Genomic DNA, 25,415 nt, shown 5'->3' on the forward strand with positions numbered 1-25,415 from the left:
CAAGTACATGCCAATGATCGGTCGGCCGCCGGCTGCCTGCCGACCGCCAGCTGCTGGCTACTGGCTGCCGGCCGACCGCCGCCACGCCCCGGGCAACGGGAAAGGCCCCGCCCGCTCCCTCTCGGGAGCGCACGGGGCCTTCCTCAGGCTCGCGTCAGATCACGCGGAACGCGTTCAGCTCTGGCCGCCGGCCAGCTTCTCGCGCAGCGCGGCCAGCGCCTCGTCCGAAGCCAGCGCACCGGAGGTGTCGCCGCCCTCGGAGGAGTACGAACCGCCGCCGCCACCGCTGGTCGCGGCCGGAGCGGCGTCGCCACCCTCGGCAGCGGCCTGCTCGTCGGCCTCGCGGGACTTGATGACCTGGGCCTGGTGCTGCTCGAAGCGGGTCTGCGCCTCGGCGTACTGGCGCTCCCACTCCTCGCGCTGCTTCTCGTACCCCTCGAGCCAGTCGTTGGTCTCGGGGTCGAAGCCCTCGGGGTAGATGTAGTTGCCCTGGTCGTCGTACGACGCGGCCATGCCGTACAGGGTCGGGTCGAACTCGACCGCCGACGGGTCGGCGCCGAAGGCCTCGTTGGCCTGCTTCAGCGAGAGGCTGATGCGACGACGCTCGAGGTCGATGTCGATGACCTTGACGAAGATCTCGTCGTTGACCTGGACGACCTGCTCCGGGATCTCCACGTGGCGCTCGGCCAGCTCGGAGATGTGGACCAGACCCTCGATGCCCTCGTCCACGCGGACGAACGCACCGAACGGAACCAGCTTGGTGACCTTACCCGGGACGACCTGACCGATCTGGTGCGTCCGGGCGAACTGCTGCCACGGGTCCTCCTGCGTCGCCTTCAGCGACAGGGAGACACGCTCGCGGTCCATGTCGACGTCGAGAACCTCGACGGTGACCTCCTGGCCGACCTCGACAACCTCGGAGGGGTGGTCGATGTGCTTCCAGGACAGCTCGGAGACGTGGACCAGACCGTCGACGCCACCCAGGTCCACGAAGGCACCGAAGTTGACGATCGAGGAGACCACGCCGGAGCGGACCTGACCCTTCTGCAGGGTCGTGAGGAAGGTCTGGCGGACCTCGGACTGGGTCTGCTCGAGCCAGGCACGGCGGGACAGGACCACGTTGTTGCGGTTCTTGTCCAGCTCGATGATCTTGGCCTCGAGCTCCTTGCCCACGTAGGGCTGGAGGTCGCGGACACGGCGCATCTCGACCAGGGAGGCCGGGAGGAAGCCACGGAGACCGATGTCGAGGATGAGACCACCCTTGACGACCTCGATGACGGTACCGGTGACGATCCCGTCCTCTTCCTTGATCTTCTCGATGGTGCCCCAGGCGCGCTCGTACTGGGCGCGCTTCTTCGAGAGGATCAGGCGGCCTTCCTTGTCCTCCTTCTGAAGGACCAGGGCCTCGATCTCGTCGCCGACCTTGACGACCTCGTTCGGGTCGACGTCGTGCTTGATCGAAAGCTCGCGGCTCGGGATGACACCTTCGGTCTTGTAACCGATGTCGAGCAGGACCTCGTCCCGGTCGACCTTCACGATGACGCCGTCGACGATGTCGCCGTCGTTGAAGTACTTGATCGTTTCGTCGATCGCGGCGAGGAAGGCTTCCTCGTTACCGATGTCGTTGACCGCTACCTGCGGCGTGGTGGCGGTGGTCTCGGTGCTGCTCGTCATGTGGGAAAGGGCTCCGGTACGGACATTGAAGTCGTAGGTACTGCTTACGCCGGGAGCCCGTTTCGCTCTGCAGAAGCCGGACAGCCAAGTAAGCGCCACTTTTTCAAGCAGCGCCTCGAGAACCGAGGGGACATACAACAGATGCGAGCGCGACCTGCTACGTCTGAGGTGCGCAGGCCCGCAGCGCAACTTGTAGCATACGGGGGCAGCCGGGCAGGGTCAATGCGCGAAGCGCGCACCACGGGCGAAATGCCACAATCCCGGCAGAAATTCCGTCGTGCGAGGTCGCCGCCGCGAGCGCGCGACACCCACCGGCAGGCGTCTGTGAAGGACTCCTGGAGCCGGCGCGGACATCGCGCGGACGGTTCGAACATTAGCGGTGAGGAGCCGGTCATCCAAGAGTCCAGCGGTTTTCAGGTGACCGGGGCGGCCGGACCTCCGGGCGGGGCGGCGGGGGCGGCCGGGAGCCACGGCGCGCAGGACGCCGAGGACGCCGAGGCGACGCGGCGTGACACCTCGGCCGCCGAGAGCGCCAGGGCCAGCCGCGGCTGGTGGGACCGCAACGCCGACGAGTACCAGAGCGAGCACGGCGTCTTCCTCGGTGACGACCGCTTCGTCTGGGGCCCGGAGGGGCTCGACGAGGAGGATGCCCGTCTGCTCGGCCCCGCGGAGGCGCTGGCCGGACGCGACGTCCTGGAGATCGGCGCCGGCGCCGCCCAGTGCTCGCGCTGGCTGGCCGCGCAGGGCGCCCGGCCGGTCGCCCTGGACCTCTCGCACCGCCAGCTCCAGCACGCCCTGCGGATCGGCGCGGCGTTCCCGTTGGTGGAGGCGGACGCCTCGGTCCTGCCCTTCGCCGACGGCTCCTTCGACCTGGCCTGCTCGGCCTACGGCGCGATCCCGTTCGTCGCCGACCCCGGCCTGGTGCTGCGCGAGGTGCGGCGGGTGCTGCGACCCGGCGGGCGGTTCGTCTTCTCGGTCACCCACCCGATCCGCTGGGCCTTCCCCGACGAGCCCGGGCCGGAGGGGCTGAGTGTGGCGTCCTCCTACTTCGACCGCACCCCTTATGTGGAGCAGGACGAGCAGGGGCGGGCCGTCTACGTGGAGCACCACCGCACGCTCGGCGACCGGGTGCGCGACGTGGTGGGCGCCGGGTTCAGGCTGACCGACCTGGTCGAGCCGGAGTGGCCGGTGTGGAACGACGCCGACTGGGGCGGCTGGTCGCCGCTGCGCGGGGCCCTCATCCCCGGCACCGCAGTGTTCGTCTGCGACCGGGACTGACCTGACGTCCGGCGGCCGCGGACGGGCCCCCGTCCGCGGCCCGTCCGCGCACCTGCCCCTGCCTCTGCCTCTGCTCCTGGGGGCCGGGGTCCGGCGGCCCCTGGGAGACTGGGCGGGTGATGCGAGACGCCGCCCGTGACCTGCCCGTCCGATCCGCCCTGCCGTTGCTCGCGGGGGCGCTGGAGGGCCACGGCGCGGCCGTCCTCTGCGCGCCGCCGGGAACCGGCAAGACCACCCTCGTCCCCCTCGCCCTGGCCGGGCTGACCGACGGGCAGGGCCTGGCCGGCGGGCAGGGCGGCAAGGTGGTCGTGGCCGAGCCACGCCGGATCGCCGCCCGCGCCGCGGCCCGCCGGATGGCCTGGCTGCTGGGCGAGGACGTCGGCGGGACGGTCGGCTACACGGTCCGCGGCGACCGCTCCGTCTCCTCCCGCACCCGGGTCGAGGTGGTCACCACCGGCGTCCTGCTGCAGCGGTTGCAGCGCGACCAGGAACTCGCCGGGGTGGACACCGTCGTCCTGGACGAGTGCCACGAGCGTCATCTGGACGCCGACACCGCCGCGGCCTTCCTGCTGGACGTCCGGGAGAACCTGCGCCCCGAGCTGCGGCTGGTCGCCGCCTCCGCCACCACCGACGCCGAGGGCTGGGCGCGGCTCCTCGGCGACGCCCCCGTGGTGGAGGCGCACGGCACCGCCCACCCGGTCGACACGGTGTGGGCGCCGCCGCCGGGGACGGTGCGCCCGCCGCACGGCACACGCGTCGACCCCGCCCTGCTGTCCCACGTCGCCCAGGTGGTCCGCCGCGCGCTGACCGAGCGGGACGGCGACGTCCTGTGCTTCCTCCCCGGCGTCGGTGAGATCGCCCGGGTCGCCGGCGCCCTGGACGGCCTGTCCGCGGACGGCGTGGACGTGCTCCAGGTGCACGGCCGGGCGCCCGCCGCGGTGCAGGACGCCGTGCTCTCTCCCGCCGGGCGCCGCCGGGTGGTGCTCGCCACGTCGGTGGCCGAGTCCTCGCTCACCGTCCCGGGCGTCCGCGTCGTGGTCGACTCGGGTCTGGCCCGCGAGCCGCGCGTCGACCACGCCCGGGGCCTGGGGTCGCTGGCCACCGTGCGCGCCTCCCGGGCGGCCGGACGGCAGCGGGCGGGCCGCGCGGGGCGTGAGGCGCCGGGCACGGTGTACCGCTGCTGGAGCGAGGCGGAGGACGTCCGGCTGCCCTCCTTCCCCGCGCCGGAGATCCAGGTCGCCGACCTCACGGCGTTCGCCCTGCAGGCCGCCTGCTGGGGCGCCCCCGACGCCGCCGGGCTGGCCCTGCTCGACCCTCCCCCGGCCGGGGCGATGGCCGCCGCGCGGTCGGTGCTGTCGGCGGTCGGTGCGATCGGCGACGACGGCCGGGCCACCGGGCGGGGCGTCCGGCTGGCCCGGCTCGGCCTGCACCCCCGGCTGGGCCGGGCCCTGCTGGACGCCGCGCCGCTGGTCGGCGCCCGGGCGGCGGCCGAGGTGGTGGCGCTGCTCAGCGAGGAGGTGCCGCGTTCCTACGGCGACGACCTGGCCTCGGCCCTGCGTTCGGCCCGCCGGGGCGGCGACGCGTACGGAGGGCGCTGGCGGACGGAGGCCCGCCGGCTGCGGTCCCTGGCCGGGGAGGGGGCGGGGGGTGCGGGGGCCGCTTCAGGTCACGCCGCCTCCCCGGCCGCGGGGCCCGCTGCGGATTCCCGGGACGGGAGCGGCCGGCCGTCGGTTGACGACGCGGTGGCCGGGGTGGTGGCGGCGCTGGCGTTCCCGGAGCGGGTGGGCCGGGTGGAGGGCGGGTCCTGTCTGATGGCCGGCGGCACGCGGGCCCGGCTCCCGGAGGGTTCGCCGCTGCGGGACGGGTCCTGGCTGGCCGTGGCGGTGGCCGACCGCCCGGTGGGGAAGGACCACGCCCGCATCCGGCTGGCCGCGGTGGTCGACGAGGACACCGCCCGCCGCGCGGCGGCGCCGCTGTACGCGGAGGGCGAGGAGGTCCGCTGGGCCGACGGCGACGTGGTGGCCCGCCGGGTGGAGCGGCTCGGCGCCGTCGAGCTGGTGGTCCGGCCGCTGCGGAACGCCGCCCCGGAGCGGATCCGCGCGGCGCTGCTGGACGGGCTGCGCGCGGAGGGCCTCGGCCTGCTGCGTTGGTCGCAGGACGCCCGGGTGCTGCGGCAGCGGCTGGCTTTCCTGCGCGGGCGCCTGGGCGACCCCTGGCCCGAGGTGTCGGACGAGGCCCTGCTGGAGCGGGCCGACGAGTGGCTGGAGCCGGAGCTGGGGCGGGCGCGGCGCCGCGCCGACCTGTCCCGGATCGAGGCGGGGCAGGGGCTGTCCCGCCTGCTGCCGTGGGCGTCGGGCGAGGCGGCGCGGCTGGACGAGCTGGCGCCGGAGCGGCTGGAGGTGCCGTCGGGCTCCCGCGTCCGCGTCGACTACAGCGACCCGCGGCAGCCGGTGCTGGCGGTGAAGCTGCAGGAGATGTTCGGCCTCGCCACGTCCCCGACGGTGGCGGGGGCGCCGGTCCTGGTCCACCTGCTGTCGCCGGCCGGGCGTCCCGCGGCGGTCACGGCGGACCTGGCGTCGTTCTGGCGTGACGGGTACCGGGGGGTGCGGGCGGAGCTGCGGGGGCGCTACCCGAAGCATCCGTGGCCCGAGGATCCGTCCTCGGCGACCCCCACCCGGCACACCAACGCCCGTCTCCGCCGCTGAGCGCGCGGGAGCCCGGGGTGCCGCCCCGGGAACGGAACGGGCTGCCGGGAACGGGACGGGATGCAGCCCCGGGAACGGCAGACGCCGGGGCCGCCCGGTGGGGCGGCCCCGGCGTCGTTGCCTGAGAAGCCTGGGATGCCTGAGGGGTGGGACGGTCAGGCCGTGTCGGCGGCCTCACCGGCGGTGGCGTCCCCGGCGGCGTCCACCGTGAGCTCCACGGTCTTCTTGCCGCCGCCCGGCGTCTCGACGAGCAGCAGGTAGGTGCCGGCCGTGTCGCCCGCGAACAGCGTCGGCAGCTCCAGCACGCCGTCGGCGTCGGTGGTGAGCTCCAGCGTGCGCACCGCCTTGCCGTCCGCGTCCTCGAAGTAGGGGCCGTTGTCGTTCTCGGTGAGGTCGTCCGCCGCCTTCACCAGCGTGACGGTGGCCCCGACCTTCGCGGCGGGGGCGCCGTTGCGGGTGGCGGAGAAGGTGAGCGCCGCCTCGTCGAACTTCCCGCCCACCGCGCACACCAGCGGCTCGCCCTCGATCAGGGCGATCTTGTCCGCCGTGCGGACGGTGACCGCCGCCTCCCATTCGACGGCCGTGACGTCACGGCCGACGACGGTGGCGCGGACCGTGAACTCTCCGGTGCGCTCACCGGCCACCAGCGCGGGCGCGGTCGCGACGCCGCGGCTGTCGGTCCGCACGGTGGCGACGTCCTCGCCGCCGGTGAACACCGTGTCGGTGTCGCCGACGATGGTGAACCTGATCCGCACCGTGCCGACGCCGACGCCCGCGGCGGTCTCGGCCCGGGCCGCGATGTCCTCGCCGAAGGTGGTGCCCGCCATCGTGCTGAGGGAGGCGTCGGTGGCGTGCTCCAGGTGGTGCACCCTGTCGGTGGGCGTCGCCGGCTCGCCCGGGGCGGGCGGCGTGGTCGGCGGAGCGGTGGGCGGCTTGGTCGAGCCGCCGCCGGGCGTGCCGCTTCCGTTGCCGCCGCCGCTGTTGCCGCTGCCGCCACCGGAGTTCGTGCCGCCGCCCGGGCCCGAGGAGGGCGGGGCGGACGGCGAGGTGGGCGTGACGAGGAGCGGGTCGTCGTTGCGGTGGACCGGCACGCTGCCCGTGCCGTCCGGGATCTCCTGGACGCCGTCGCGGAAGGTCTCCATCCACCGCAGCACGGTGTTCAGGTAGTCACGCGAGTTGTTGTAGCTGAGGATCGCCCGCTCGAGGTCCGCCTTGTCGGAGAGGTCCCAGTTGTAGCGGCACAGGTAGTTGCCGGCCGCCAGCGCCGCGTCGTAGACGTTGTTGGGGTCCTTCTTCCCGTCCGCGTTGCCGTCCTTGCCGGCCCAGGCCCAGGTCGAGGGGATGAACTGCATGGGACCGACGGCATGGTCGTACTTCGTGTCGTTGTCGAAGGCGCCGTTGTCGGTGTCGCTGATGTGCGCGAAGCCCTTGCCGTTGAGCGGCGGGCCGAGGATCGGCTTGTCCGGTGGGGTGGTGCCCGCACTGTCGACCTTGCCGCCGCGGGCCTGACCGGACTCCACCTGGCCGATGGCGGCGAGGAGTTCCCAGGGCAGGTTGCAGCCGGGCTTCTCCTGGCGCAGCGTCGCCTCGGCCTTCTTGTAGGCGTCGAGGACGGTCGCCGGAATGGCGGACTCGGCCTTGCCGCCGGCCGGGGACTTCAGCTGCGGGAGATCCGTGAAGTACGAGTCGTCGCCCGGAAGCTCGGCGGGGTCCGGTATCGGCTGGGAGTCGCCGGTCTCGGATCTGGGCCTCTCGGCCACCCCCGGCGCCTGCGAAGCCGTCAGCGCCGCGACCGCGACCGCGGCCACCGCCGTGGTCGCCGCTCCCCTGCGCAGATGCCTGCCGATATGCGCCGCCATCGAGCGTTCCCCTCCCTGGACGACCGACCTCTTGCCCTCCCGGCCCGTCACGCGGACAGGGATTCGATACCACAATCAGGTGACCCTACGACAACTTGAGTCGCCCGCCTACCCGTTGGTGTCCGATTTCAGGCGATTGGAAAGGACATCTACAGGGCTGCGCGTACGGAATTCGGACGTCGGTCGCCCCGGGAACCGCTGGGCGACCACCGACGTCCCTTCTCACCGCGGGCGCGGTCCCCTCCGCGCCGCCGCACCGTCGCGCCGCGGAGCCGTCGCGCGCACCGTCGTGCCGCGCCGCCACCGCCGCGCCCTCCGGGACCGGGAGCCGTTCTTGCCGTTCACCCTCAGCCACGCCGTGGCCGTCCTGCCCGCGATGCGCGCCGACGGCACCGGTCGGGCCGCCCTCCTGGTGCCCTCCGTCCTGGTGGCCGGGTCGTTCGCCCCCGACATGACGTACTACGCGGCGAGCGCGCTGCCCGACGCCATGGTCTTCGGGGACGTCACCCACTCGTTCGCGGGAGTCCTCACGGTCGACGTGGCCATCACCTGGCTGCTGGTGGGGGCGTGGCTGCTGCTGCGGGAACCGCTGGTGGCGCTGCTGCCGCGACGGGTGCGCGGGCGGGCCGCGGTGCTGACGCGCTGCGGGACACCACGGGCGAGGCCCCGGCCGCGCCTGGCGGCCGCCTGGTACCTGTCGGCGGTGCTGGGGGCGCTCACCCACGTGGTGTGGGACGCGTTCACGCACCTCGACCAGTGGGGCATGCGGGTCTTCCCCGTGCTGGGCGAGGAGATCGCCGGCTCGCCGCTGTACTGGTACATGCAGTACGGAGGATCGGCGGTGGCCGCGGTGGTCATCCTGTGGTTCCTGGTCCGCGCGCTGCGGCGCTCCGTGCCCCACGGCGGCGACGGCTCGGACGGCGGCTTCATCAGCGGCTCGGTCGACGACCGGGCGGGGCTGCCGGGGCTGCCGGAGCTGTCACGGCGGGACCGGTGGGCGGCCGGGGCGCTGCTCGCGCTGTGCGCGGGGTCCGCGGCGACGACGCGGGTGATGCGCTGGTGGGCCCACTGGGGGCACGTCGCCCGGCCCTGGGAGATCATCCCGACGCTCTGCTTCGGTGCGGGCGCCGGGCTCGCCGTGGGGCTGCTGGTGTACGGGACCGCCGTCAGGGTGTGGCGGCGCCCGCCCCGGGGCCCGCGTGCGGCGGCCGGGGGGACGGAGGCGAAGGAAGCGACGGGAAGCCGCGCAGCGGCACCACGGTGACCGCGATCCGGCGGGAGGCGCCCGGGCGGACCACGCGGATCACCAGCCCCCAGGTCCGGCGGGCCACCGCCTGCGCGGGGCCCACGGCCAGGGACAGGACGACCACCGGCTGACGGCCGGCCACCGCCTCCCAGAGGTCACGGGCCTGCCTGCGCGCCCCCGTCGTCCACCCGAGGTGACGACGGACCGTGCTCGCGGCGGGGGCGACGGGGCGCACCGGCGGGCGCAGCGCGGATATGACCGCTTCCGCTCCCGCCGTGGGCCGGCCGAGCATGCGTATACCCATGCCCCGCATCCTTCTCCGGCCCCCGCACCACGTCGCCCCCACGGGGTCCGCCCGAGTGACACGCCGCCTGCCGCCGGGCCGCTCCCGGCCAGGTCTGCGGGACCGTACCAGCAGGTCACCGTACCGGCAGGTCCGCGCGACGGCGGGCCACCCGCACATTGGGGGCGCCCCGCCGGCGACCGTCCCGGGGCCGGGGCCCGGGGGGCGGTCAGTGCGCCGCGGACTCCCAGTCGGGGCCGACGCCGACGGACACGTCCAGCGGCGCCCGCAGCGTGACCGCCCCGGCCATCTCGCGGCGGACCAGCTCCTCCACCGCCTCCCGCTCGCCGGGGGCGATCTCCAGCACGATTTCGTCGTGCACCTGGAGCAGGAGCCGCGAGGTCAGGTCGGCCTCCCGCAGCGCCGCGTCCACCTTCAGCATGGCGATCTTCACGATGTCCGCCGCCGTGCCCTGGATCGGCGCGTTGAGCGCCATCCGCTCCGCCGCCTCCCGGCGCTGCCGGTTGTCGCTGTTGAGGTCGGGCAGGTAGCGGCGGCGGCCGAGGATCGTCTCGGTGTAACCCGTCGCGCGGGCCTCCTCGACCACCCGGTGGAGGTAGTCCCGCACGCCGCCGAACCGCTCGAAGTACGTGTCCATCAGGGCCCGCGCCTCACCGGCCTCGATGTTCAGCTGCTGCGAGAGGCCGAACGCGGACAGTCCGTAGGCCAGGCCGTAGGACATCGCCTTGATCTTCCGCCGCATCTCGGGGTCGACCTGTGAGCGGTCCACCGCGAACACCTGGGAGGCGACCGTGTTGTGCAGGTCCTCGCCGGAGGCGAACGCCTCGAGCAGGCCCTCGTCCTCCGACAGGTGCGCCATCACCCGCAGTTCGATCTGGCTGTAGTCCGCCGTCATCAGCGACTCGTAGCCCGCGCCGACCACGAACCCGCGGCGGATGGCCCGCCCCTCGTCCGTGCGGACCGGGATGTTCTGAAGGTTGGGGTCGGTCGAGGAGAGCCGGCCGGTGGCCGCCACCGTCTGGTTGAAGGTGGTGTGGATGCGGCCGTCCGCGGAGATCGTCTTGATCAGGCCCTCGACCGTGGTGCGCAGCTTCGCCTGCTCACGGTGGCGCAGCATGATCACCGGCAGCTCGTTCCCGGTCTGCGCCGCCAGCCAGGCCAGCGCGTCCGCGTCCGTGGTGTAGCCGGTCTTGGTCTTCTTGGTCTTCGGCAGGCCCAGCTCGCCGAAGAGGACCTCCTGCAGCTGCTTCGGGGAGCCGAGGTTGAACTCGTGGCCGGCGGCCTCGTGGGCCTCCCGCACGGCCTGCTGGACCGCGCCCGCGAACATCTGCTCCATGTTCCGCAGGTGCTCGCGGTCGGCGGCGATGCCGTGCCGCTCCATGCGCGCCAGCAGCGCCGAGGTCGGCAGCTCCATGTCGCGCAGCAGCCCGGCGGCGCCCACGTCCTCCAGCTTGCCCTCGAAGGCGACCGCGAGGTCCAGCACCGCCAGCGCCTGCACCATCAGGGCCTCGGCCTCGGCGTCGTCGTCCGCGCCGAAGGCGAGCTGCCCGCCGGCCGCCGCGGCCGGGGCGAGCTCGCGGCCCAGGTACTCCAGCGACAGCGCGTCCAGGTCGAAGGAGCGGCGGCCCGGCTTCACCAGGTAGGCCGCGAGCGCGGTGTCCATGCTCACGCCCGCGACCGTCCAGCCGTGCTCGCCGAACAGCCGCATCGCGTGCTTGACGTTGTGGAAGACCTTGGGCCGCGCCTCGTCCGCGAGCCAGGCCGCCCACGCCTTCTCGTCGGCCTCGTCCAGCTGCGACGGGTCGAACCAGGCCGCCTCGCCGCCCGAGGCTGCCAGCGCCACCTCGGCCACCGAACCCGCGCCCAGCGCCCACGCGCCGACCGCGGCCACGCCCAGCGGCCCGTCCTGCCCGTGCTCCGCCAGCCACGGCGCCAGCTCGCCGGTGGACAGCACGGAGCCGTCCAGCTCCACGCCGCTCTGCGCGGCGGGCGAGGGGCCCTCCTCCTCCTCGGCGCCGGGGTCGACCGCGAACAGCCGCTCCCGCAGCGAGGGGTTCCTGATCTCCAGGGTGTCGAGGATCATCGCGACCGCCTTGCGGTCGTAGGCGGCGCGCTCCAGCGCGGGGACGCCCGCCGGCAGCTCGACGTCCCGGACCATCTCGGTCAGCCGGCGGTTCAGCTTCACCGACTCCAGGTGGTCGCGGAAGTTCTGCCCGGCCTTCCCCTTGACCTCCTCGGCCCGCTCGACCAGCTCCGCGAACGAGCCGAACTGGTTGATCCACTTCGCGGCCGTCTTCTCGCCCACGCCCGGGATGCCCGGCAGGTTGTCCGACGGGTCACCGCGCAGCGCCGCGAAGTCCGGGTACTGGGCGGGCGTCAGACCGTACTTCTCGAACACCTTCTCCGGCGTGAACCGGGTCAGCTCCGAGACGCCCTTGGTCGGGTACAGCACCGTGGTGCGCTCGGAGACCAGCTGGAACGAGTCGCGGTCGCCCGTGACGATCAGGACGTCGAAGCCCTCCGCCTCGGCCTGCGTCGCCAGCGTCGCGATGATGTCGTCGGCCTCGAAGCCGTCCACCGCGAACCGCCGCACGGCCATCGCGTCCAGCAGCTCGCCGATCAGCTCCACCTGACCCCGGAACTCGTCCGGCGTCTTCGCCCGGTTCGCCTTGTACTCGGTGAACTCCTCGGCCCGCCACGTCTTGCGGGACACGTCGAACGCCACGGCGAAGTGCGTCGGCGCCTCGTCACGCAGCGTGTTCGCCAGCATCGACGCGAAGCCGTAGATCGCGTTGGTCGGCTGCCCCTGCGCCGTCGTGAAGTTCTCCGCGGGCAGCGCGAAGAACGCGCGGTACGCGAGGGAGTGCCCGTCCATGAGCATCAGCCGCGGACGCTCACCGGCGGGGTTCGTGTCGGTCTTCTTCGATGCTGTATCCACCACACCCCGATCCTGCCACGCCCCGCCGACAGCCGCGCCCACCTGCGGCAGACCGCAGCGCCCCTCCACCGCCGCTCGAGCGCCCGTCACTCCTGACGGTGACGCCCGGGGCGGCTTCGCGGGCGTTGTCCACAGGTCTCGCGGAGGCTTGTCCACAGCCCTCCCGCGCCGCGGCGGCCCCGTGCAAGGATCTTGGAGACAGCCGGACCGCAGCCGGAGAGACCCCCGCACCACCGGTGCAGAAGAGGTGAGCGCCATGGCGAGCAAGCCCCCCGCCGCCGATCCCGCGCAGGACGCCCCCCGCGTCACCGACCCCAAGCACGCCGCGGCCGGCCTGCCCGCCCTCGGCCACACCCTGCGCATCGCCCAGCAGCAGATGGGCGTCCGCCGCACCGCCCTGACCCTGCTGCGGGTGAACCAGAAGGACGGCTTCGACTGCCCCGGCTGCGCCTGGCCGGAGGGCGACAAGCGGCACGCCGCCGAGTTCTGCGAGAACGGCGCCAAGGCCGTCGCCGAGGAGGCCACCCTCCGCCGCGTCACCCCCGAGTTCTTCGCCGCCCACTCCGTCGCCGACCTCGCGGGCCGCAGCGGCTACTGGCTGGGCCAGCAGGGCCGCCTCACCCACCCCGTGTACCTCGCCGAGGGCGCCACCCACTACGAGCCCATCGGCTGGGACGAGGCCTTCGACGTGATCGCCGAGGAGATCCACGCCCTGGACTCCCCCGACCAGGCCGTCTTCTACACCTCGGGGCGCACGAGCAACGAAGCGGCCTTCCTCTACCAGCTGTTCGCCCGCGAGCTCGGCACCAACAACCTGCCGGACTGCTCCAACATGTGCCACGAGTCCTCCGGCTCCGCCCTGACGGAGACCATCGGCATCGGCAAGGGCAGCGTCAGCCTCGAGGACCTCCACCAGGCGGACCTGATCATCGTCGCCGGGCAGAACCCCGGCACCAACCACCCGCGCATGCTCACCGCCCTGGAGAAGGCCAAGGCCGCCGGCGCGAGGATCATCAGCGTCAACCCGCTGCCCGAGGCGGGGCTCGAGCGGTTCAAGAACCCGCAGACGCCCAAGGGGCTCACCACCGGCACCGCCCTCACCGACCTGTTCCTCCAGATCCGCATCGGCGGCGACCAGGCCCTCTTCCGCCTCCTCAACAAGCTCGTCCTGGAGACCGAGGGCGCCGTCGACGAGGACTTCGTCCGTGAACACACCCACGGCTACGAGGAGTTCGAGAAGGCGGCCCGCTGCGCCGACTGGGAGGAGACCCTCGCCGCCACCGGTCTGACCCGCGAGGAGATCCAGCGCGCCCTGGACATGATCCTCGCCTCCGAGCGCACCGTCGTCTGCTGGGCCATGGGCCTGACCCAGCACAAGCACTCGGTGCCCACCATCCGCGAGGTCGTCAACCTCCTCCTGCTGCGCGGAGCGATCGGCCGGCCGGGCGCCGGCGTCTGCCCCGTGCGCGGGCACTCCAACGTCCAGGGCGACCGCACCATGGGCATCTTCGAGCGCCCCGCCCCCGCCTTCCTCGACGCCCTGGAGCGCGAGTTCGGCTTCGCCCCGCCCCGCCACCACGGCCTCGACGTGGTCAACGCCATCCGCGCGATGCGCGACGGAGCCGCCAAGGTCTTCTTCGCCATGGGCGGCAACTTCGTCGCCGCGACCCCCGACACCGACGTCACCGAGAACGCGATGCGGCGCGCCCGCCTCACCGTCCACGTCTCCACCAAGCTGAACCGCTCGCACGCCGTCACCGGCGCCCGCGCCCTGATCCTGCCCACCCTCGGCCGCACCGAGCGCGACCTGCAGGCGAGCGGCGAGCAGTTCGTCACCGTCGAGGACTCCATGGGCATGGTGCACGCCTCCCGCGGCCGCCTCGTGCCGGCGAGCCCGCACCTGCTCTCCGAGCCCGCCATCGTCTGCCGCCTCGCCCGCCGCGTCCTCGGCGCCCGAAGCACCACCCCCTGGGAGGAGTTCGAGAAGGACTACGCCGCCGTCCGCGACCGCGTCGCGCGCGTGGTGCCCGGCTTCGAGGACTTCAACGCCCGCATCGCGCGCCCCGGCGGTTTCACCCTCCCGCACGCCCCGCGCGACGAGCGCCGCTTCCCCACCGCCACCGGCAAGGCCAACTTCACCGCCGCGCCGGTCGAGTTCCCGCAGATCCCCGAGGGACGCCTGCTGCTGCAGACCCTGCGCTCCCACGACCAGTACAACACCACGATCTACGGCCTCGACGACCGCTACCGCGGCATCCACGGCGGCCGCCGGGTCGTCCTGGTGCACCCCGAGGACGCCGCCGAACTCGGCGTCGCCGACGGCTCCTACGTCGACCTGGTCTCCGAGTGGAGCGACGGCGTGGAGCGCCGGGCTCCCGGATTCCGGCTCGTGCACTACCCCACGGCGCGGCGCTGCGCCGCCGCCTACTATCCGGAGACAAATGTCCTCGTACCGCTGGATTCCACCGCGGACGTCAGCAACACCCCGGCCAGCAAGTCCGTGGTGATCCGTCTGGAACAATCCCGAACCGACTGAGCGTTTGCTCAGGCGCAGCCGTTCCGGCGTCGCCACCCGAGGCGCCGGTCCTCGGCGGCACCACCGCACCAGGTCTCCCCGAACGAATTGGAGCCGGCCCCATGGGCGAGCAGAACACCGTGAAGTTTCCGCAGGAAGTCCTCGACGAGTACGCCAGCCTCGGCGTCGACCTGCCCGCCCTCTTCTCCGCCGGGGCCCTCGGCAACCGCATGGGCATCGACATCCTGGAGGCCTCCGCCGAGCGCGTCGTGGGCACCATGCCGGTCGAGGGCAACACGCAGCCCTACGGCCTGCTGCACGGCGGGGCCTCCGCGGTCCTCGCGGAGACCCTGGGCTCGGTCGGCTCGATGCTGCACGGCGGCCCGGCCAAGATCGCGGTCGGTGTGGACCTCAACTGCACGCACCACCGCGGCCTCCAGTCCGGTTCCGTCACCGGCGTCGCCACCCCCGTGCACCGCGGCCGCTCCACGGCCACCTACGAGATCGTGATCAGCGACGAGCAGGACCGCCGGGTCTGCAGCGCCCGCCTCACCTGTCTCCTGCGCGACGCCTGACACCGCAGCCCTTCCCCCGCACGACCCGAAGGCGCCCGGCCGTATACGGCCGGGCGCCTTCGCGGTTTCCGAAAGTAACGCAGTGTAACTTTCGCAAAAAGAATGCGTGGCGCATTCATCTATCTCGGGCTCTCAGGGCGACAGCGATGTCAAGTAATGAGTCAAAACGAAAAGACACCTGAACACCGATGGGCTCCCGTCTGCGATTTCTCAACATGTGGACCGGCTGAATCCGCCGGAATTAACCTCTTCCACCCACTCCTTACCGCTCTGCATTACCTCGTGTCATAACAAGAGCGTCACAGCATTGGTCAGGCACTCCTCCGCATAACCACCTCCCGCCTAGAGTCACCGCCAGTCACCGCGCCGTGGGAACAGCAAATCCGCCCAGCGCCTCGACTCGGCCGCGCTCCGGACCGGAACGGCCGTGCCAGGGAAAGGACACAACGTGCGTCAACGTCTCCTCGCACTGACCGCCGCGCTGGCGGCGGGAGCACTCACCCTCACCGCCTGCGGATCGCGCGACGAAGGCGGCAAGGGCGGCGACTCCGGCGGCGACGTCAAGGTCGTCATCGGCCTCGACGCCCCGCTCAGCGGCGACCTCTCCGCACTGGGCCTCGGCATGAAGAACTCCGCCGACCTCGCCGCGAAGATCGCCAACAAGAAGAAGTTCGTCGAAGGCGTCACCTTCGAGGTCCAGCCCCTCGACGACCAGGCCCAGCCTGGCGTGGGTGCGCAGAACGCGCAGAAGTTCATCAGCGACAAGACCGTGGTCGGCGTCGTCGGCCCGCTGAACTCCAGCGTCTCGCAGCAGATGCAGAAGCCGTTCAACGACGCCGGCCTGACCCAGGTCTCCCCGGCCAACACCGGCACCGAGCTCACCCAGGGCGACGGCTGGAAGACCGGCAACTCGGTCCGCCCGTTCAAGACCTTCTTCCGCACCGCCACCACCGACGAGGTCCAGGGCGCGTTCGCCGCCGAGTACCTCTACAAGGAGGCGGGCATCAAGAAGGCGTACCTGATCGACGACCAGAAGACCTACGGCGCCGGTCTCGCCGCCTCCTTCAAGGCGAACTACACCAAGCTCGGCGGCAAGATCGTCGGCTCGGACCACATCAACCCCGACGACCGTGACTTCAACGCCGTCGTCACCAAGATCAAGAAGACCGGCGCGGACGCCCTCTACTACGGCGGCGAGTACCCGGCCGCCGCTCCCCTGAGCCAGGCGCTCAAGGACAGCGGCCAGGACATCCCGCTCATGGGCGGCGACGGCATCTACTCCGGCGAGTACCCGAAGCTGAACAAGAAGGCCGAGGGCGACCTCGCCACCTCCGTCGGCGAGCCCGTCGAGAAGCTCGACTCCGCCAAGGAGTTCCTCGCCAACTACGAGGCCGAGGGCTACGAGGACGCCTACGAGGCCTACGGCGGCCTCACCTACGACGCCACCTGGGCCATCATCGAGGCCGTCAAGCTGGCCGTCGAGGGCAACGACGGCAAGCTCCCCGACGACAGCCGCAAGGCCGTCCTGGACGCCATGAGCAAGATCAAGTTCGACGGCGTCACCGGCCCGATCTCCTTCGACGAGTTCGGTGACACCACCAACAAGACGATGACCGCCTACAAGGTCAAGAGCGGAGCCTGGGCCTCCGAGTTCAGCGGCGCTCCCGAGCTCGGCTGACCTACGCAGGCCGAGCAGGCCGGCACCACGCATTGACCTAGGCCGCGCGGGCGCGCCCACCAGCGCTCCCGCGCGGCGCCATATCCGAACCACCCAACGGAGGCCCTGCGGTGCACGAACTGCCGCAACAGCTGGCCAATGGACTCATCCTCGGCGCGATGTACGGACTCATCGCGATCGGCTACACGATGGTCTATGGCATCGTCCAGCTCATCAACTTCGCCCACGGCGAGATATTCATGGTCGGAGGCTTCGGGGCGCTCACCGTCTACACGGCCCTGCCCAGCAGCCTCGGCCTGATCACCGCCATCCCCCTGATGATCCTCGGCGGCGTGATCGTGTCGGTCCTCGTCGCCGTGGCGGCGGAACGGTTCGCCTACCGCCCCCTGCGCACCGCACCGCGGCTGGCCCCCCTCATCACGGCCATCGGCCTCTCCATCGCGCTCCAGCAGCTCGTCTGGATGGGATACCCCGACGCCAAGAAGGACGTGCCCTTCCCCCGCTTCGAAGGCGACGCCCTCAGCATCCTGGGCGCCCACATCCAGCGCGGTGACCTCTTCGTCCTGATCGCCGCACCGCTGTGCATGATCGCCCTCGGGTTCTTCGTCAACAAGACGCGCACCGGCCGCGGCATGCAGGCCACCAGCCAGGACCCCGACACCGCGAAGCTGATGGGCATCAACACCGACCGCATCATCGTCATGGCCTTCGCCATCGGTGCCGCGTTCGCCGCCGTCGCCGCCGTCGCCTACGGGCTCAAGAACGGCCAGATCGGCTTCCGCATGGGCTTCCTCATGGGCCTCAAGGCGTTCACCGCCGCCGTGCTCGGCGGCATCGGCAACATCTACGGCGCCATGCTCGGAGGCGTCGTCCTCGGCGTCGCCGAGTCCCTCGCCACCGGCTACATCAGCGAGATCCCCGGCATGGAACTCTTCGGAGGCGGCGGCTGGAAGGACGTGTGGGCCTTCGCCCTCCTCATCATCGTCCTCCTGGTCCGGCCCCAAGGCCTGCTCGGCGAACGCGTCGCGGACAGGGCGTGATACCGATGACCAGCACGAACACCAGCCCGCTCATCTCCCTGCCGGCCTCCACGGCACGCGTCGTCACCCTCGCCGGAGCCGTCCTGGCCCTCGCCGGCACCTTCCTCCCCTGGACCTGGACCAGCGCCTTCCCCGGCGACCTCACCGTCACCGGCTACCCCGGCGGCCTCCAGGTCCTCACCCTCGTCGGCGCCGTCCTCACCCTGCTGTTCACCCTCTCCGGATACCGCATCCGGGGCCTCGCCTGGCTCACCCCCGGCGGCACCAACAGCCCCGTCCGCCTCGCCGCCCTCAGCGTGTTCGGCGTGACCGGCTACGCCATCGGCGCCATCAGCTACGAACTCGGCGGCCTCGTCAACCTCGAGCCCGGCGGCTGGCTCGCCGGCGCAGGCGCCCTCCTCGCCGTCATCGGCGCCCTCGGCCTCCCCGCCGACCAGCCCCACGACGACCACGCCGACGCCCTGGGCAGGTTCCGCAACGCGTTCTCCGCGCCCGACCCGGCCCGCGCCAAGGACCTCCCCGCCTGGGCCGAGATCCTGATCATCACCGCCGCCTTCGGCATCGGCCTGTGGATCTTCGCCTACGGCATCGCCACCGAGTACTCCGAACTCTTCATCGGGTTCGTCGTCCTCGCCGCCTTCGGCTTCGCCGCCGTCCTGCGCGCCGGACTCCTCAAGCGGCTCTCGGCACTCACCGCCAAGCACCGCACCGTCACCCTCACCGCGGCCTTCGCCGCCGCCATCTGCTTCCCCTTCACCCAGACCAACGACCAGTTCGCGCTCATCGGCGCCAACATCCTGATCTTCGCCACGGTCGCCCTGGGCCTCAACGTCGTCGTCGGCCTCGCCGGCCTCCTCGACCTCGGCTACGTCGCCTTCCTCGGCGTCGGCGCCTACGCCGCCGCCCTGGTTTCCGGCTCCCCGCAGTCGACCATCGGCGTCCACTTCCCCTTCTGGGCCGCCGCCCTCACCGGCGTCGCCGCGTCCCTGATCTTCGGCGTCCTCATCGGCGCCCCCACCCTGCGGCTGCGCGGCGACTACCTCGCCATCGTCACCCTCGGCTTCGGTGAGATCTTCCGCATCACCGTCAACAGCCTCAACGGCACCAGCGGACCCGACGTCACCAACGGCTCCAACGGCATCCCCAACATCCCCGACCTCGAACTCTTCGGGTTCAACTTCGGGCTGCCGCACGACGTCCTCGGCTTCCAGCTGACCCGCCCCGGCAACTACTACCTGCTGATGCTCCTCTTCACGGCGATCGTCGTGATGGTCTTCCGCCGCTCCGCGGAATCCCGCATCGGCCGCGCCTGGGTCGCCATCCGCGAGGACGAGACCGCCGCCACCGCCATGGGCATCAACGGCTTCCGGCTCAAGCTGCTCGCCTTCGCCCTCGGCGCCGGCCTCGCCGGCCTCGCCGGCTCGGTCCAGGCCCACGTCTCCTACAGCATCACGCCCGAGCAGTACCAGTTCGCCGGCTCCGTGCCGCCCAACTCGGCCTTCCTGCTCGCCGCCGTCATCCTCGGCGGCATGGGCACCATCAGCGGCCCCCTCATCGGCGCCGCCCTGCTCTACCTCATCCCGGCCAAACTCCAGTTCATGGCGGAGTGGCAGCTGCTGCTCTTCGGCATCGCGCTCATGCTCCTCATGCGCTTCCGCCCCGAAGGCCTGGTCGCCGACCGCCGCAAGCAGCTGGAGTTCCACGAGACCGGACAGACCGACGTACCGGACGACGCGACGCTTCCCGAGGGCGCCACCGGCGTCGCCAAGGCAGGGGCGTGACCGCCATGACCACTACGAGCACCACCGCAGCGACCATCACCAAGGTCCTCGACGTCACCGGCGTCACCATGAAGTTCGGCGGCCTCACCGCCGTCCGCGACGTCAACCTCACCGTCAACAGCGGCGAGATCGTCGGACTCATCGGACCCAACGGCGCGGGCAAGACCACCTTCTTCAACTGCCTGACCGGCCTCTACGTCCCCACCAGCGGCACGGTCCGGTACAAGGACACCGTCCTCCCGCCCAAGCCGCACCTGGTCACCCAGGCGGGCATCGCCCGGACCTTCCAGAACATCCGGCTCTTCGCCAACATGACCGTTCTGGAGAACGTCCTCGTCGGCCGCCACACCAGGACCAAGGAAGGCCTCTGGTCGGCCCTCCTGCGCCTGCCCGGCTTCAAGCGGGCCGAGGAGGAGTCCCGCGAGAAGGCCATGGAACTCCTCGAGTTCGTCGGCCTCGACCACAAGGCCGACCACCTCGCCCGCAACCTCCCCTACGGCGAGCAGCGCAAGCTCGAGATCGCCCGCGCCCTCGCCAGCGAGCCCGGCCTCCTCCTCCTCGACGAGCCCACCGCCGGCATGAACCCCGCCGAGACCCGGGCCACCGAGGAACTCGTCTTCGCCATCCGCGACCGCGGCATCGCCATCGTCGTGATCGAGCACGACATCCGGTTCATCATGAACCTGTGCGACCGCGTCGCCGTGCTCGTCCAGGGCGAGAAGATCGTCGAGGGCCCCGCCGAAGTCGTCCAGCGCGACGAACGCGTCATCGCCGCCTACCTCGGCGAACCCTACGAAGACACCACCGCCGCCGACAGCGCCGCACCCGCCCCCGCACCCGAGGCCCCCCGGGCCGACGGCACGGAGCAGGACGACGCCGGAACCGGCAAGGAGAACGACCGATGACCGCACTCCTCGAGGTCGAGGACCTCCGCGTCGCCTACGGCAAGATCGAAGCCGTCAAGGGCATCAGCTTCAAGGTCGACGCCGGCCAGGTCGTCACCCTCATCGGCACCAACGGCGCCGGCAAGACCACCACCCTGCGCACCCTGTCGGGACTCCTCAAGCCCAGCGGCGGCAACATCCGCTTCGAGGGCAAGGACCTCAGCAAGGTCCCCGCGCACAAGGTCGTCAGCCTCGGCCTCGCCCACTCGCCCGAAGGGCGCCACATCTTCCCCCGCATGTCCATCGAGGACAACCTGCGGCTCGGCGCCTACCTCCGCGACGACAAGGCCGGCATCGCCAAGGACATCCAGCGCGCCTACGACCTCTTCCCCATCCTCGGGGAACGCCGCAGGCAGGCCGCCGGAACCCTCTCCGGCGGCGAGCAGCAGATGCTCGCCATGGGCCGCGCCCTGATGTCGCAGCCCAAGCTGCTCATGCTCGACGAGCCCTCCATGGGTCTCTCGCCGATCATGATGCAGAAGATCATGGCGACCATCACCGAGCTCAAGTCCCAGGGCACCACCATCCTGCTCGTCGAGCAGAACGCCCAGGCGGCGCTCTCGCTCGCCGACCAGGGCTACGTGATGGAGGTCGGCAAGATCACCCTCACCGGCAGCGGCCGGGAACTCCTCCACGACGAGTCCGTCCGCAAGGCCTACCTCGGCGAGGACTGACCGCCCCGCCGCCCGCACCACGCACGAGGCCCGTACCCCGGCAACCGGGGTACGGGCCTCGCCCGTCGCACCTCACGCACGCCGCCGCCCGCGGTCAGCCGCGGCCGGCCTTCTTCTCCTCGGAGTCCGCGATAACCGCCTCCGCGACCTGCTGCATCGACATCCGGCGGTCCATCGACGTCTTCTGGATCCACCGGAACGCGGCCGGCTCGCTCAGCCCGTACTCCGTCTGCAGGATCGACTTCGCCCGGTCCACCAGCTTGCGGGTCTCCAGCCGCTGGGAGAGATCGGCGATCTCCTTCTCCAGCTCCTTCATCTCCGTGAAGCGGGACACCGCCATCTCGATCGCCGGCACCACGTCGCTCTTCGAGAACGGCTTCACCAGGTACGCCATCGCGCCGGCGTCCCGCGCCCGCTCCACCAGCTCGCGCTGGGAGAACGCGGTCAGCATCAGCACGGGGGCGATCGACTCCTCGGCGATCTTCTCCGCGGCGGAGATGCCGTCCAGCTTGGGCATCTTCACGTCCAGGATCACCAGGTCCGGCCGGTGCTCCCGCGCCAGCTCCACGGCCCGCTCGCCGTCCCCGGCCTCACCGACGACCGTGTAGCCCTCCTCCTCCAGCATCTCCTTGAGATCCAGCCGGATCAGGGCCTCGTCCTCGGCGATCACCACACGGGTGGTCTGCGGGGGGACGTGGGACTTGTCGTCGTCTTCAACGGGCTGCGGGGACTCGGGGGCGGTCACGCTGGCTCCTCGGGCATCAGGGCAGGGTACTGCTGACAAGACCTTACCTAGCTGCGGTAAGGTAAAGACACAGCGGGTCCTAAGGAACCTTGGATTCGCAGGAGCTCCGGTAGTCCAATCGGCAGAGACGATACCCTCAAAAGGTATTCAGTGTGGGTTCGAATCCCACCCGGGGCACTTTCCTTCGATGCGAAGGCAGCAAATTCGGCGGATGCTTCCCTTTCGGTGAACATCCGCTTTTTGCTGTGCGCCGCCCTCACTAGTACCTGACAGTGAGCGCATGCACCACATCGCCACACGAGCACGAGCCCTCGCCCTCGTCGCCCAGGGCCGGAGTCTCAACTCCGTGAGCAAGGAACTGGGTGTCTCCCGCGCCGCGATCCGGGAATGGCAGGTGCGGCTGATCCCCCTTCAGCGCACGGGCGGTTCCTGCGAGCGGTGCCTGCCGATTCCGCAGCCGCCCGGCGACCCCGCCGCCTACTCGTACCTGCTGGGGCTCTACCTCGGCGATGGATGCATCAGCAGGAGCCGCGCGTCGAGTTACGTCATGCGGATCGCCTGCGCCGACGCCTGGCCGGGCCTGATCGACGCGTGCGAGAGCGCGCTTCGCGCGGTCCGGCCCGACCACAGCGCGTTCCGTGTACCGAAACAGGGCTGCACGATGGTGACCATGGCCAGCAAGCACTGGACCTGCCTCTTCCCGCAGCACGGCCCGGGACGCAAGCACGACCGAGCCATCGTCCTCGCCCCGTGGCAGCAGTCCGTCGTGGAGGCCCACCCCTGGGAGTTCGTCCGAGGGCTGATCCACTCCGACGGGTGCCGCGTCACCAACTGGACGACCCGCACGGTGGGCGGCGAGGTGAAGCGCTACGAGTATCCCCGGTACTTCTTCACCAACGTCTCCGCCGACATCCGGCGCCTGTTCACCGACACCCTCGATCGGCTCGGCGTCGAGTGGAAGGTCTGCTCCCGCAACGGGAACCCCTTCAACGTCTCCGTCGCCCGGAAGGCGTCGGTCGCGCTGATGGACGCCCACGTCGGCCCCAAGTACTGACCCCCGGGCGGTCAGTCCACCCCGATGTGGTGGACCCGCACCAGGTTGGTGGTGCCGGAGACCCCGGGCGGGGAGCCCGCCGTGATGACCACCGTGTCGCCCTTGGCGCAGCGCCCGTACTTCAGGAGCAGCTCGTCGACCTGGTCGACCATCGCGTCGGTGGAGTCGACGTGCGGGCCGAGGAAGGTCTCGACGCCCCAGGTGAGGCTGAGCTGGGAGCGGGTGGCGGGCTCGGGGGTGAAGGCGAGGACCGGGATCGGGGAGCGGTAGCGGGCGAGCCGGCGCACGGTGTCGCCGGACTGGGTGAAGGCGACGAGGAACTTGGCGCCGAGGAAGTCGCCCATGTCCGCCGCGGCGCGGGCCACCGCCCCGCCCTGGGTGCGCGGCTTGTTCCGCTCGGTCATCGGGGGCAGTCCCTTGGCGAGGATGTCCTCCTCGGCCGCCTCGACGATGCGCGCCATGGTGCGCACCGTCTCCACGGGGTATTTGCCGACGCTGGTCTCGCCGCTCAGCATGACCGCGTCGGTGCCGTCGATGACGGCGTTGGCGACGTCGGAGGCCTCGGCGCGGGTGGGCCGGGAGTTGTCGACCATCGAGTCGAGCATCTGGGTGGCGACGATGACGGGCTTGGCGTTGCGCTTGGCGAGCTTGATGGCCCGCTTCTGCACGATCGGCACCTGTTCCAGGGGCAGTTCGACGCCCAGGTCGCCGCGGGCGACCATGATGCCGTCGAAGGCGGCGACGATCTCCTCGATGTTCTCGACCGCCTGGGGCTTCTCGATCTTGGCGATGACGGGGAGCCGGCGGCCTTCCTCCTCCATGATGCGGTGGACGTCCTTGACGTCGAGCGCGCTGCGGACGAAGGAGAGGGCGATGACGTCGAAGCCGGTGCGCAGCGCCCAGCGCAGGTCGGCCTCGTCCTTGTCGGAGAGGGCGGGCACGGAGACGGCGACGCCGGGGAGGTTGAGGCCCTTGTGGTCGGAGACCATGCCTCCTTCGACGACGACGGTGTGGATGAGGGGGCCTTCGATGCGGCGGACCTCGAGGGTGACCTTGCCGTCGTCGACGAGGACGCGTTCGCCGACGGCGACGTCGTTGGCGAGGCCGTGGTAGGTGGTGCCGCAGCGGTGACGGTCGCCCTCGGCGCCGGGTTCGACGCTGATGGTGAAGGCGTCGCCGCGCTCGAGCAGGACGGGGCCTTCGCGGAAGCTGCCAAGGCGGATCTTGGGGCCCTGGAGGTCGGCGAGGGTGCCGACGCTGCGGCCGGTGTCGTCGGCGGCCTGGCGCACGCGGTGGTAGCGCTCCTCGTGTTCGGCGTAGCTGCCGTGGCTGAGGTTGAAGCGGGCCACGTCCATGCCGGCGTCGACGAGTGCCTTGACGCGGTCGTAGGCGTGGGTGGCGGGCCCCAGGGTGCAGACGATTTTTGCTCGGCGCATGGTTCGACCCTAGGGCTTACCGGCGGGTAGGCCGTTCGTGTTGGCGTTCTGTTCAACAACCTGCACGGCAACAGTGGTTGAGGTGAATGAGGGTTCGATATCGGGACCGGTTCAGAGCGTCGGCGGGGCCATGGTGAAGCGGGCGTTGACGGTCGCGCGGACGTGCTGGCGGCGGGGTTCGAGGGCGAGGGCGGGCTCCTCGGCGGCTCCGCGGGAAGCTCCGGGGGCGGCCGCGGGTCCGCCGAGGCCGGGTCGGCCACCGCTGCGGGAGGCGGCGCCGGTGTCGGCGCCGATGTCGGCGATGTCGATGACGCCGGTGAGGGTGGTGCCGAGCGCCTCGGCGTATTCGCGGGCGCGGACGACGGCCTGGCGGACGGCTTCCTGGCGGGCGCGGCGGTGGGCGGGCGAGTCGGGGCGCAGGGACCAGTGGGGGCCGTGGACGCTGGTGTGGTCGAGGTCGGCGAGGCGGGTGGTGAGTTCGCCGAGGACGGTGAAGTCGGTGATCTCGGCGGTGAGGGTGACGCGGCCGTTGTAGGCGCGGATGCGTTCGCCGCGGCCGCGCTGGGCGGTCTCGGGGGTGATGGAGAGGGTGCCGGTCTCGGTGTGGGCGACGGCGTCGCCGTAGGTCTTGAGGAGTTCGAGGGCGGCGTTGTTGCGTCGGGTGAGGTTGCCGACGGCGTCGCGGCGGTCGGTGCCGCGAGCGGTGACGGTGAGGGTGATGCGGGCGACCTCGGGGTCGACCTCGAGGTGGGCCTCGCCGCGGACGGCGACGCGGGGGTGTTCGGCGGTGGGGCCGGCGGCGGGGAGGGGCGTCGCTTCGGTGGCGGGTTCGGCGCTCATGGGCGTCACGGTGGCAGGCGCGGGTGCGGGTTGCCGGGTTTTGGCTGGTCGCTTACCGGATCGCAACCTGGCGGATCTGTCGGCGACGGGGGCGCGTGGTGAAGAATCTACGCGCGTTGGTATTGAGCG

The 25,415-nt window shown here is 71.7% G+C and carries 18 protein-coding genes and 1 tRNA gene; 12 read left to right on the forward strand and 7 right to left on the reverse strand.

Going from position 1 to position 25,415, the window contains the following annotated elements; translation table 11 throughout:
* Nucleotides 1-174: 174 nt before the first annotated feature.
* A complete protein-coding gene (gene rpsA, locus ABT026_RS26985) occupies nucleotides 175-1,674 on the reverse strand; it encodes a 30S ribosomal protein S1 (protein WP_351117753.1) in 1,500 nt (499 codons plus the stop codon).
* Between the two features lie 324 nt (nucleotides 1,675-1,998).
* Between rpsA and ABT026_RS26990 the strand changes: the two genes are divergently transcribed.
* Nucleotides 1,999-2,952 carry a class I SAM-dependent methyltransferase gene (locus ABT026_RS26990; RefSeq protein WP_502968061.1) on the forward strand — a complete coding sequence of 318 codons (954 nt, stop codon included), beginning with the start codon at nucleotides 1,999-2,001 and terminating at the stop codon, nucleotides 2,950-2,952.
* A gap of 119 nt (nucleotides 2,953-3,071) precedes the next feature.
* Complete coding sequence (hrpB, locus tag ABT026_RS26995; protein WP_351117791.1) at nucleotides 3,072-5,657, forward strand: ATP-dependent helicase HrpB; 2,586 nt, start codon at nucleotides 3,072-3,074, stop codon at nucleotides 5,655-5,657.
* A gap of 155 nt (nucleotides 5,658-5,812) precedes the next feature.
* Here the strand turns inward: hrpB and ABT026_RS27000 are convergent, their stop codons facing one another.
* Nucleotides 5,813-7,516 (reverse strand): lytic transglycosylase domain-containing protein, encoded by a 1,704-nt coding sequence (locus ABT026_RS27000; RefSeq protein ID WP_351117755.1) that lies wholly within the window; start codon nucleotides 7,514-7,516, stop codon nucleotides 5,813-5,815.
* A gap of 334 nt (nucleotides 7,517-7,850) precedes the next feature.
* Here ABT026_RS27000 and ABT026_RS27005 point away from each other — a divergent pair, with 334 nt between their 5' ends.
* Nucleotides 7,851-8,780, forward strand: a complete 930-nt coding sequence (locus ABT026_RS27005; protein WP_351117756.1) for a DUF4184 family protein — start codon at nucleotides 7,851-7,853, stop codon at nucleotides 8,778-8,780.
* Here ABT026_RS27005 and ABT026_RS27010 read toward each other — a convergent pair.
* Together ABT026_RS27010 and polA are read right to left on the reverse strand one after the other, a co-directional pair.
* Complete coding sequence (locus ABT026_RS27010; protein ID WP_351117757.1) at nucleotides 8,683-9,066, reverse strand: hypothetical protein; 384 nt, start codon at nucleotides 9,064-9,066, stop codon at nucleotides 8,683-8,685. The two genes, ABT026_RS27005 and ABT026_RS27010, sit on opposite strands and share 98 nt — an antisense overlap.
* 208 nt (nucleotides 9,067-9,274) lie before the next feature.
* Nucleotides 9,275-12,007 carry a DNA polymerase I gene (gene polA / locus ABT026_RS27015; protein WP_351117758.1) on the reverse strand — a complete coding sequence of 911 codons (2,733 nt, stop codon included), beginning with the start codon at nucleotides 12,005-12,007 and terminating at the stop codon, nucleotides 9,275-9,277.
* A gap of 253 nt (nucleotides 12,008-12,260) precedes the next feature.
* Here polA and ABT026_RS27020 point away from each other — a divergent pair, with 253 nt between their 5' ends.
* The 7 genes from ABT026_RS27020 (at nucleotide 12,261) to ABT026_RS27050 (ending at nucleotide 21,211) form a co-directional block, all read left to right on the forward strand.
* Entirely contained in the window at nucleotides 12,261-14,540 is a 2,280-nt protein-coding gene (locus ABT026_RS27020; protein WP_351117759.1) for an FdhF/YdeP family oxidoreductase, read from the forward strand.
* Nucleotides 14,541-14,641: 101 nt separating this feature from the next.
* Nucleotides 14,642-15,094 (forward strand): hotdog fold thioesterase, encoded by a 453-nt coding sequence (locus ABT026_RS27025; RefSeq protein WP_351117760.1) that lies wholly within the window; start codon nucleotides 14,642-14,644, stop codon nucleotides 15,092-15,094.
* Between the two features lie 448 nt (nucleotides 15,095-15,542).
* The gene (locus tag ABT026_RS27030) at nucleotides 15,543-16,772 is read left to right on the forward strand and encodes a branched-chain amino acid ABC transporter substrate-binding protein (protein ID WP_351117761.1); all 1,230 of its coding nucleotides are present in this window, start codon (nucleotides 15,543-15,545) and stop codon (nucleotides 16,770-16,772) included.
* A gap of 110 nt (nucleotides 16,773-16,882) precedes the next feature.
* A complete protein-coding gene (locus tag ABT026_RS27035; RefSeq protein ID WP_351117762.1) occupies nucleotides 16,883-17,812 on the forward strand; it encodes a branched-chain amino acid ABC transporter permease in 930 nt (309 codons plus the stop codon).
* A 5-nt stretch (nucleotides 17,813-17,817) separates the two neighbouring features.
* Nucleotides 17,818-19,593 (forward strand): branched-chain amino acid ABC transporter permease, encoded by a 1,776-nt coding sequence (locus ABT026_RS27040; protein WP_351117763.1) that lies wholly within the window; start codon nucleotides 17,818-17,820, stop codon nucleotides 19,591-19,593.
* Between the two features lie 5 nt (nucleotides 19,594-19,598).
* Nucleotides 19,599-20,498: an ABC transporter ATP-binding protein gene (locus ABT026_RS27045; protein WP_351117764.1), complete on the forward strand. Its 900-nt coding sequence runs from the start codon at nucleotides 19,599-19,601 to the stop codon at nucleotides 20,496-20,498.
* On the forward strand, nucleotides 20,495-21,211 hold the full coding sequence (locus ABT026_RS27050) for an ABC transporter ATP-binding protein (RefSeq protein ID WP_351117765.1): 717 nt from the start codon (nucleotides 20,495-20,497) through the stop codon (nucleotides 21,209-21,211). The genes ABT026_RS27045 and ABT026_RS27050 overlap by 4 nt, the downstream gene beginning before the upstream one ends.
* A 94-nt stretch (nucleotides 21,212-21,305) precedes the next feature.
* Here the strand turns inward: ABT026_RS27050 and ABT026_RS27055 are convergent, their stop codons facing one another.
* Nucleotides 21,306-21,956 (reverse strand): ANTAR domain-containing response regulator, encoded by a 651-nt coding sequence (locus tag ABT026_RS27055; protein WP_351117766.1) that lies wholly within the window; start codon nucleotides 21,954-21,956, stop codon nucleotides 21,306-21,308.
* 103 nt (nucleotides 21,957-22,059) lie between these two features.
* On the opposite strand from ABT026_RS27055, the gene ABT026_RS27060 reads away from it, so the two are divergent.
* Both ABT026_RS27060 and ABT026_RS27065 read left to right on the forward strand, forming a co-directional pair.
* Nucleotides 22,060-22,133 (forward strand) — tRNA-Leu (locus ABT026_RS27060).
* A gap of 103 nt (nucleotides 22,134-22,236) precedes the next feature.
* Nucleotides 22,237-23,010 carry a transcriptional regulator gene (locus ABT026_RS27065; RefSeq protein WP_351117767.1) on the forward strand — a complete coding sequence of 258 codons (774 nt, stop codon included), beginning with the start codon at nucleotides 22,237-22,239 and terminating at the stop codon, nucleotides 23,008-23,010.
* Nucleotides 23,011-23,021: 11 nt separating this feature from the next.
* On the opposite strand, the gene pyk is transcribed toward ABT026_RS27065, so the two are convergent.
* Nucleotides 23,022-24,446 (reverse strand): pyruvate kinase, encoded by a 1,425-nt coding sequence (pyk, locus tag ABT026_RS27070; RefSeq protein WP_351117768.1) that lies wholly within the window; start codon nucleotides 24,444-24,446, stop codon nucleotides 23,022-23,024.
* A gap of 111 nt (nucleotides 24,447-24,557) precedes the next feature.
* Nucleotides 24,558-25,286, reverse strand: a complete 729-nt coding sequence (locus tag ABT026_RS27075) for an SIMPL domain-containing protein (RefSeq protein WP_351117769.1) — start codon at nucleotides 25,284-25,286, stop codon at nucleotides 24,558-24,560.
* Between the last annotated feature and the right edge of the window lie 129 nt (nucleotides 25,287-25,415).

This window comes from Streptomyces sp. NPDC002734 (genome assembly GCF_040295685.1).
Taxonomy (GTDB): domain Bacteria; phylum Actinomycetota; class Actinomycetes; order Streptomycetales; family Streptomycetaceae; genus Streptomyces.

Coding starts and splice junctions, on each gene's coding strand:
- rpsA (WP_351117753.1), bottom strand. CDS start 1,674: ATGACGAGCAGCACCGAGACCACCGCCACCACGCCGCAGGTAGCGGTC.
- hrpB (WP_351117791.1), top strand. CDS start 3,072: ATGCGAGACGCCGCCCGTGACCTGCCCGTCCGATCCGCCCTGCCGTTG.
- ABT026_RS27000 (WP_351117755.1), bottom strand. CDS start 7,516: ATGGCGGCGCATATCGGCAGGCATCTGCGCAGGGGAGCGGCGACCACG.
- ABT026_RS27010 (WP_351117757.1), bottom strand. CDS start 9,066: ATGGGTATACGCATGCTCGGCCGGCCCACGGCGGGAGCGGAAGCGGTC.
- ABT026_RS27020 (WP_351117759.1), top strand. CDS start 12,261: ATGGCGAGCAAGCCCCCCGCCGCCGATCCCGCGCAGGACGCCCCCCGC.
- ABT026_RS27025 (WP_351117760.1), top strand. CDS start 14,642: ATGGGCGAGCAGAACACCGTGAAGTTTCCGCAGGAAGTCCTCGACGAG.
- ABT026_RS27040 (WP_351117763.1), top strand. CDS start 17,818: ATGACCAGCACGAACACCAGCCCGCTCATCTCCCTGCCGGCCTCCACG.
- ABT026_RS27045 (WP_351117764.1), top strand. CDS start 19,599: ATGACCACTACGAGCACCACCGCAGCGACCATCACCAAGGTCCTCGAC.
- ABT026_RS27050 (WP_351117765.1), top strand. CDS start 20,495: ATGACCGCACTCCTCGAGGTCGAGGACCTCCGCGTCGCCTACGGCAAG.
- ABT026_RS27065 (WP_351117767.1), top strand. CDS start 22,237: ATGCACCACATCGCCACACGAGCACGAGCCCTCGCCCTCGTCGCCCAG.
- pyk (WP_351117768.1), bottom strand. CDS start 24,446: ATGCGCCGAGCAAAAATCGTCTGCACCCTGGGGCCCGCCACCCACGCC.
- ABT026_RS27075 (WP_351117769.1), bottom strand. CDS start 25,286: ATGAGCGCCGAACCCGCCACCGAAGCGACGCCCCTCCCCGCCGCCGGC.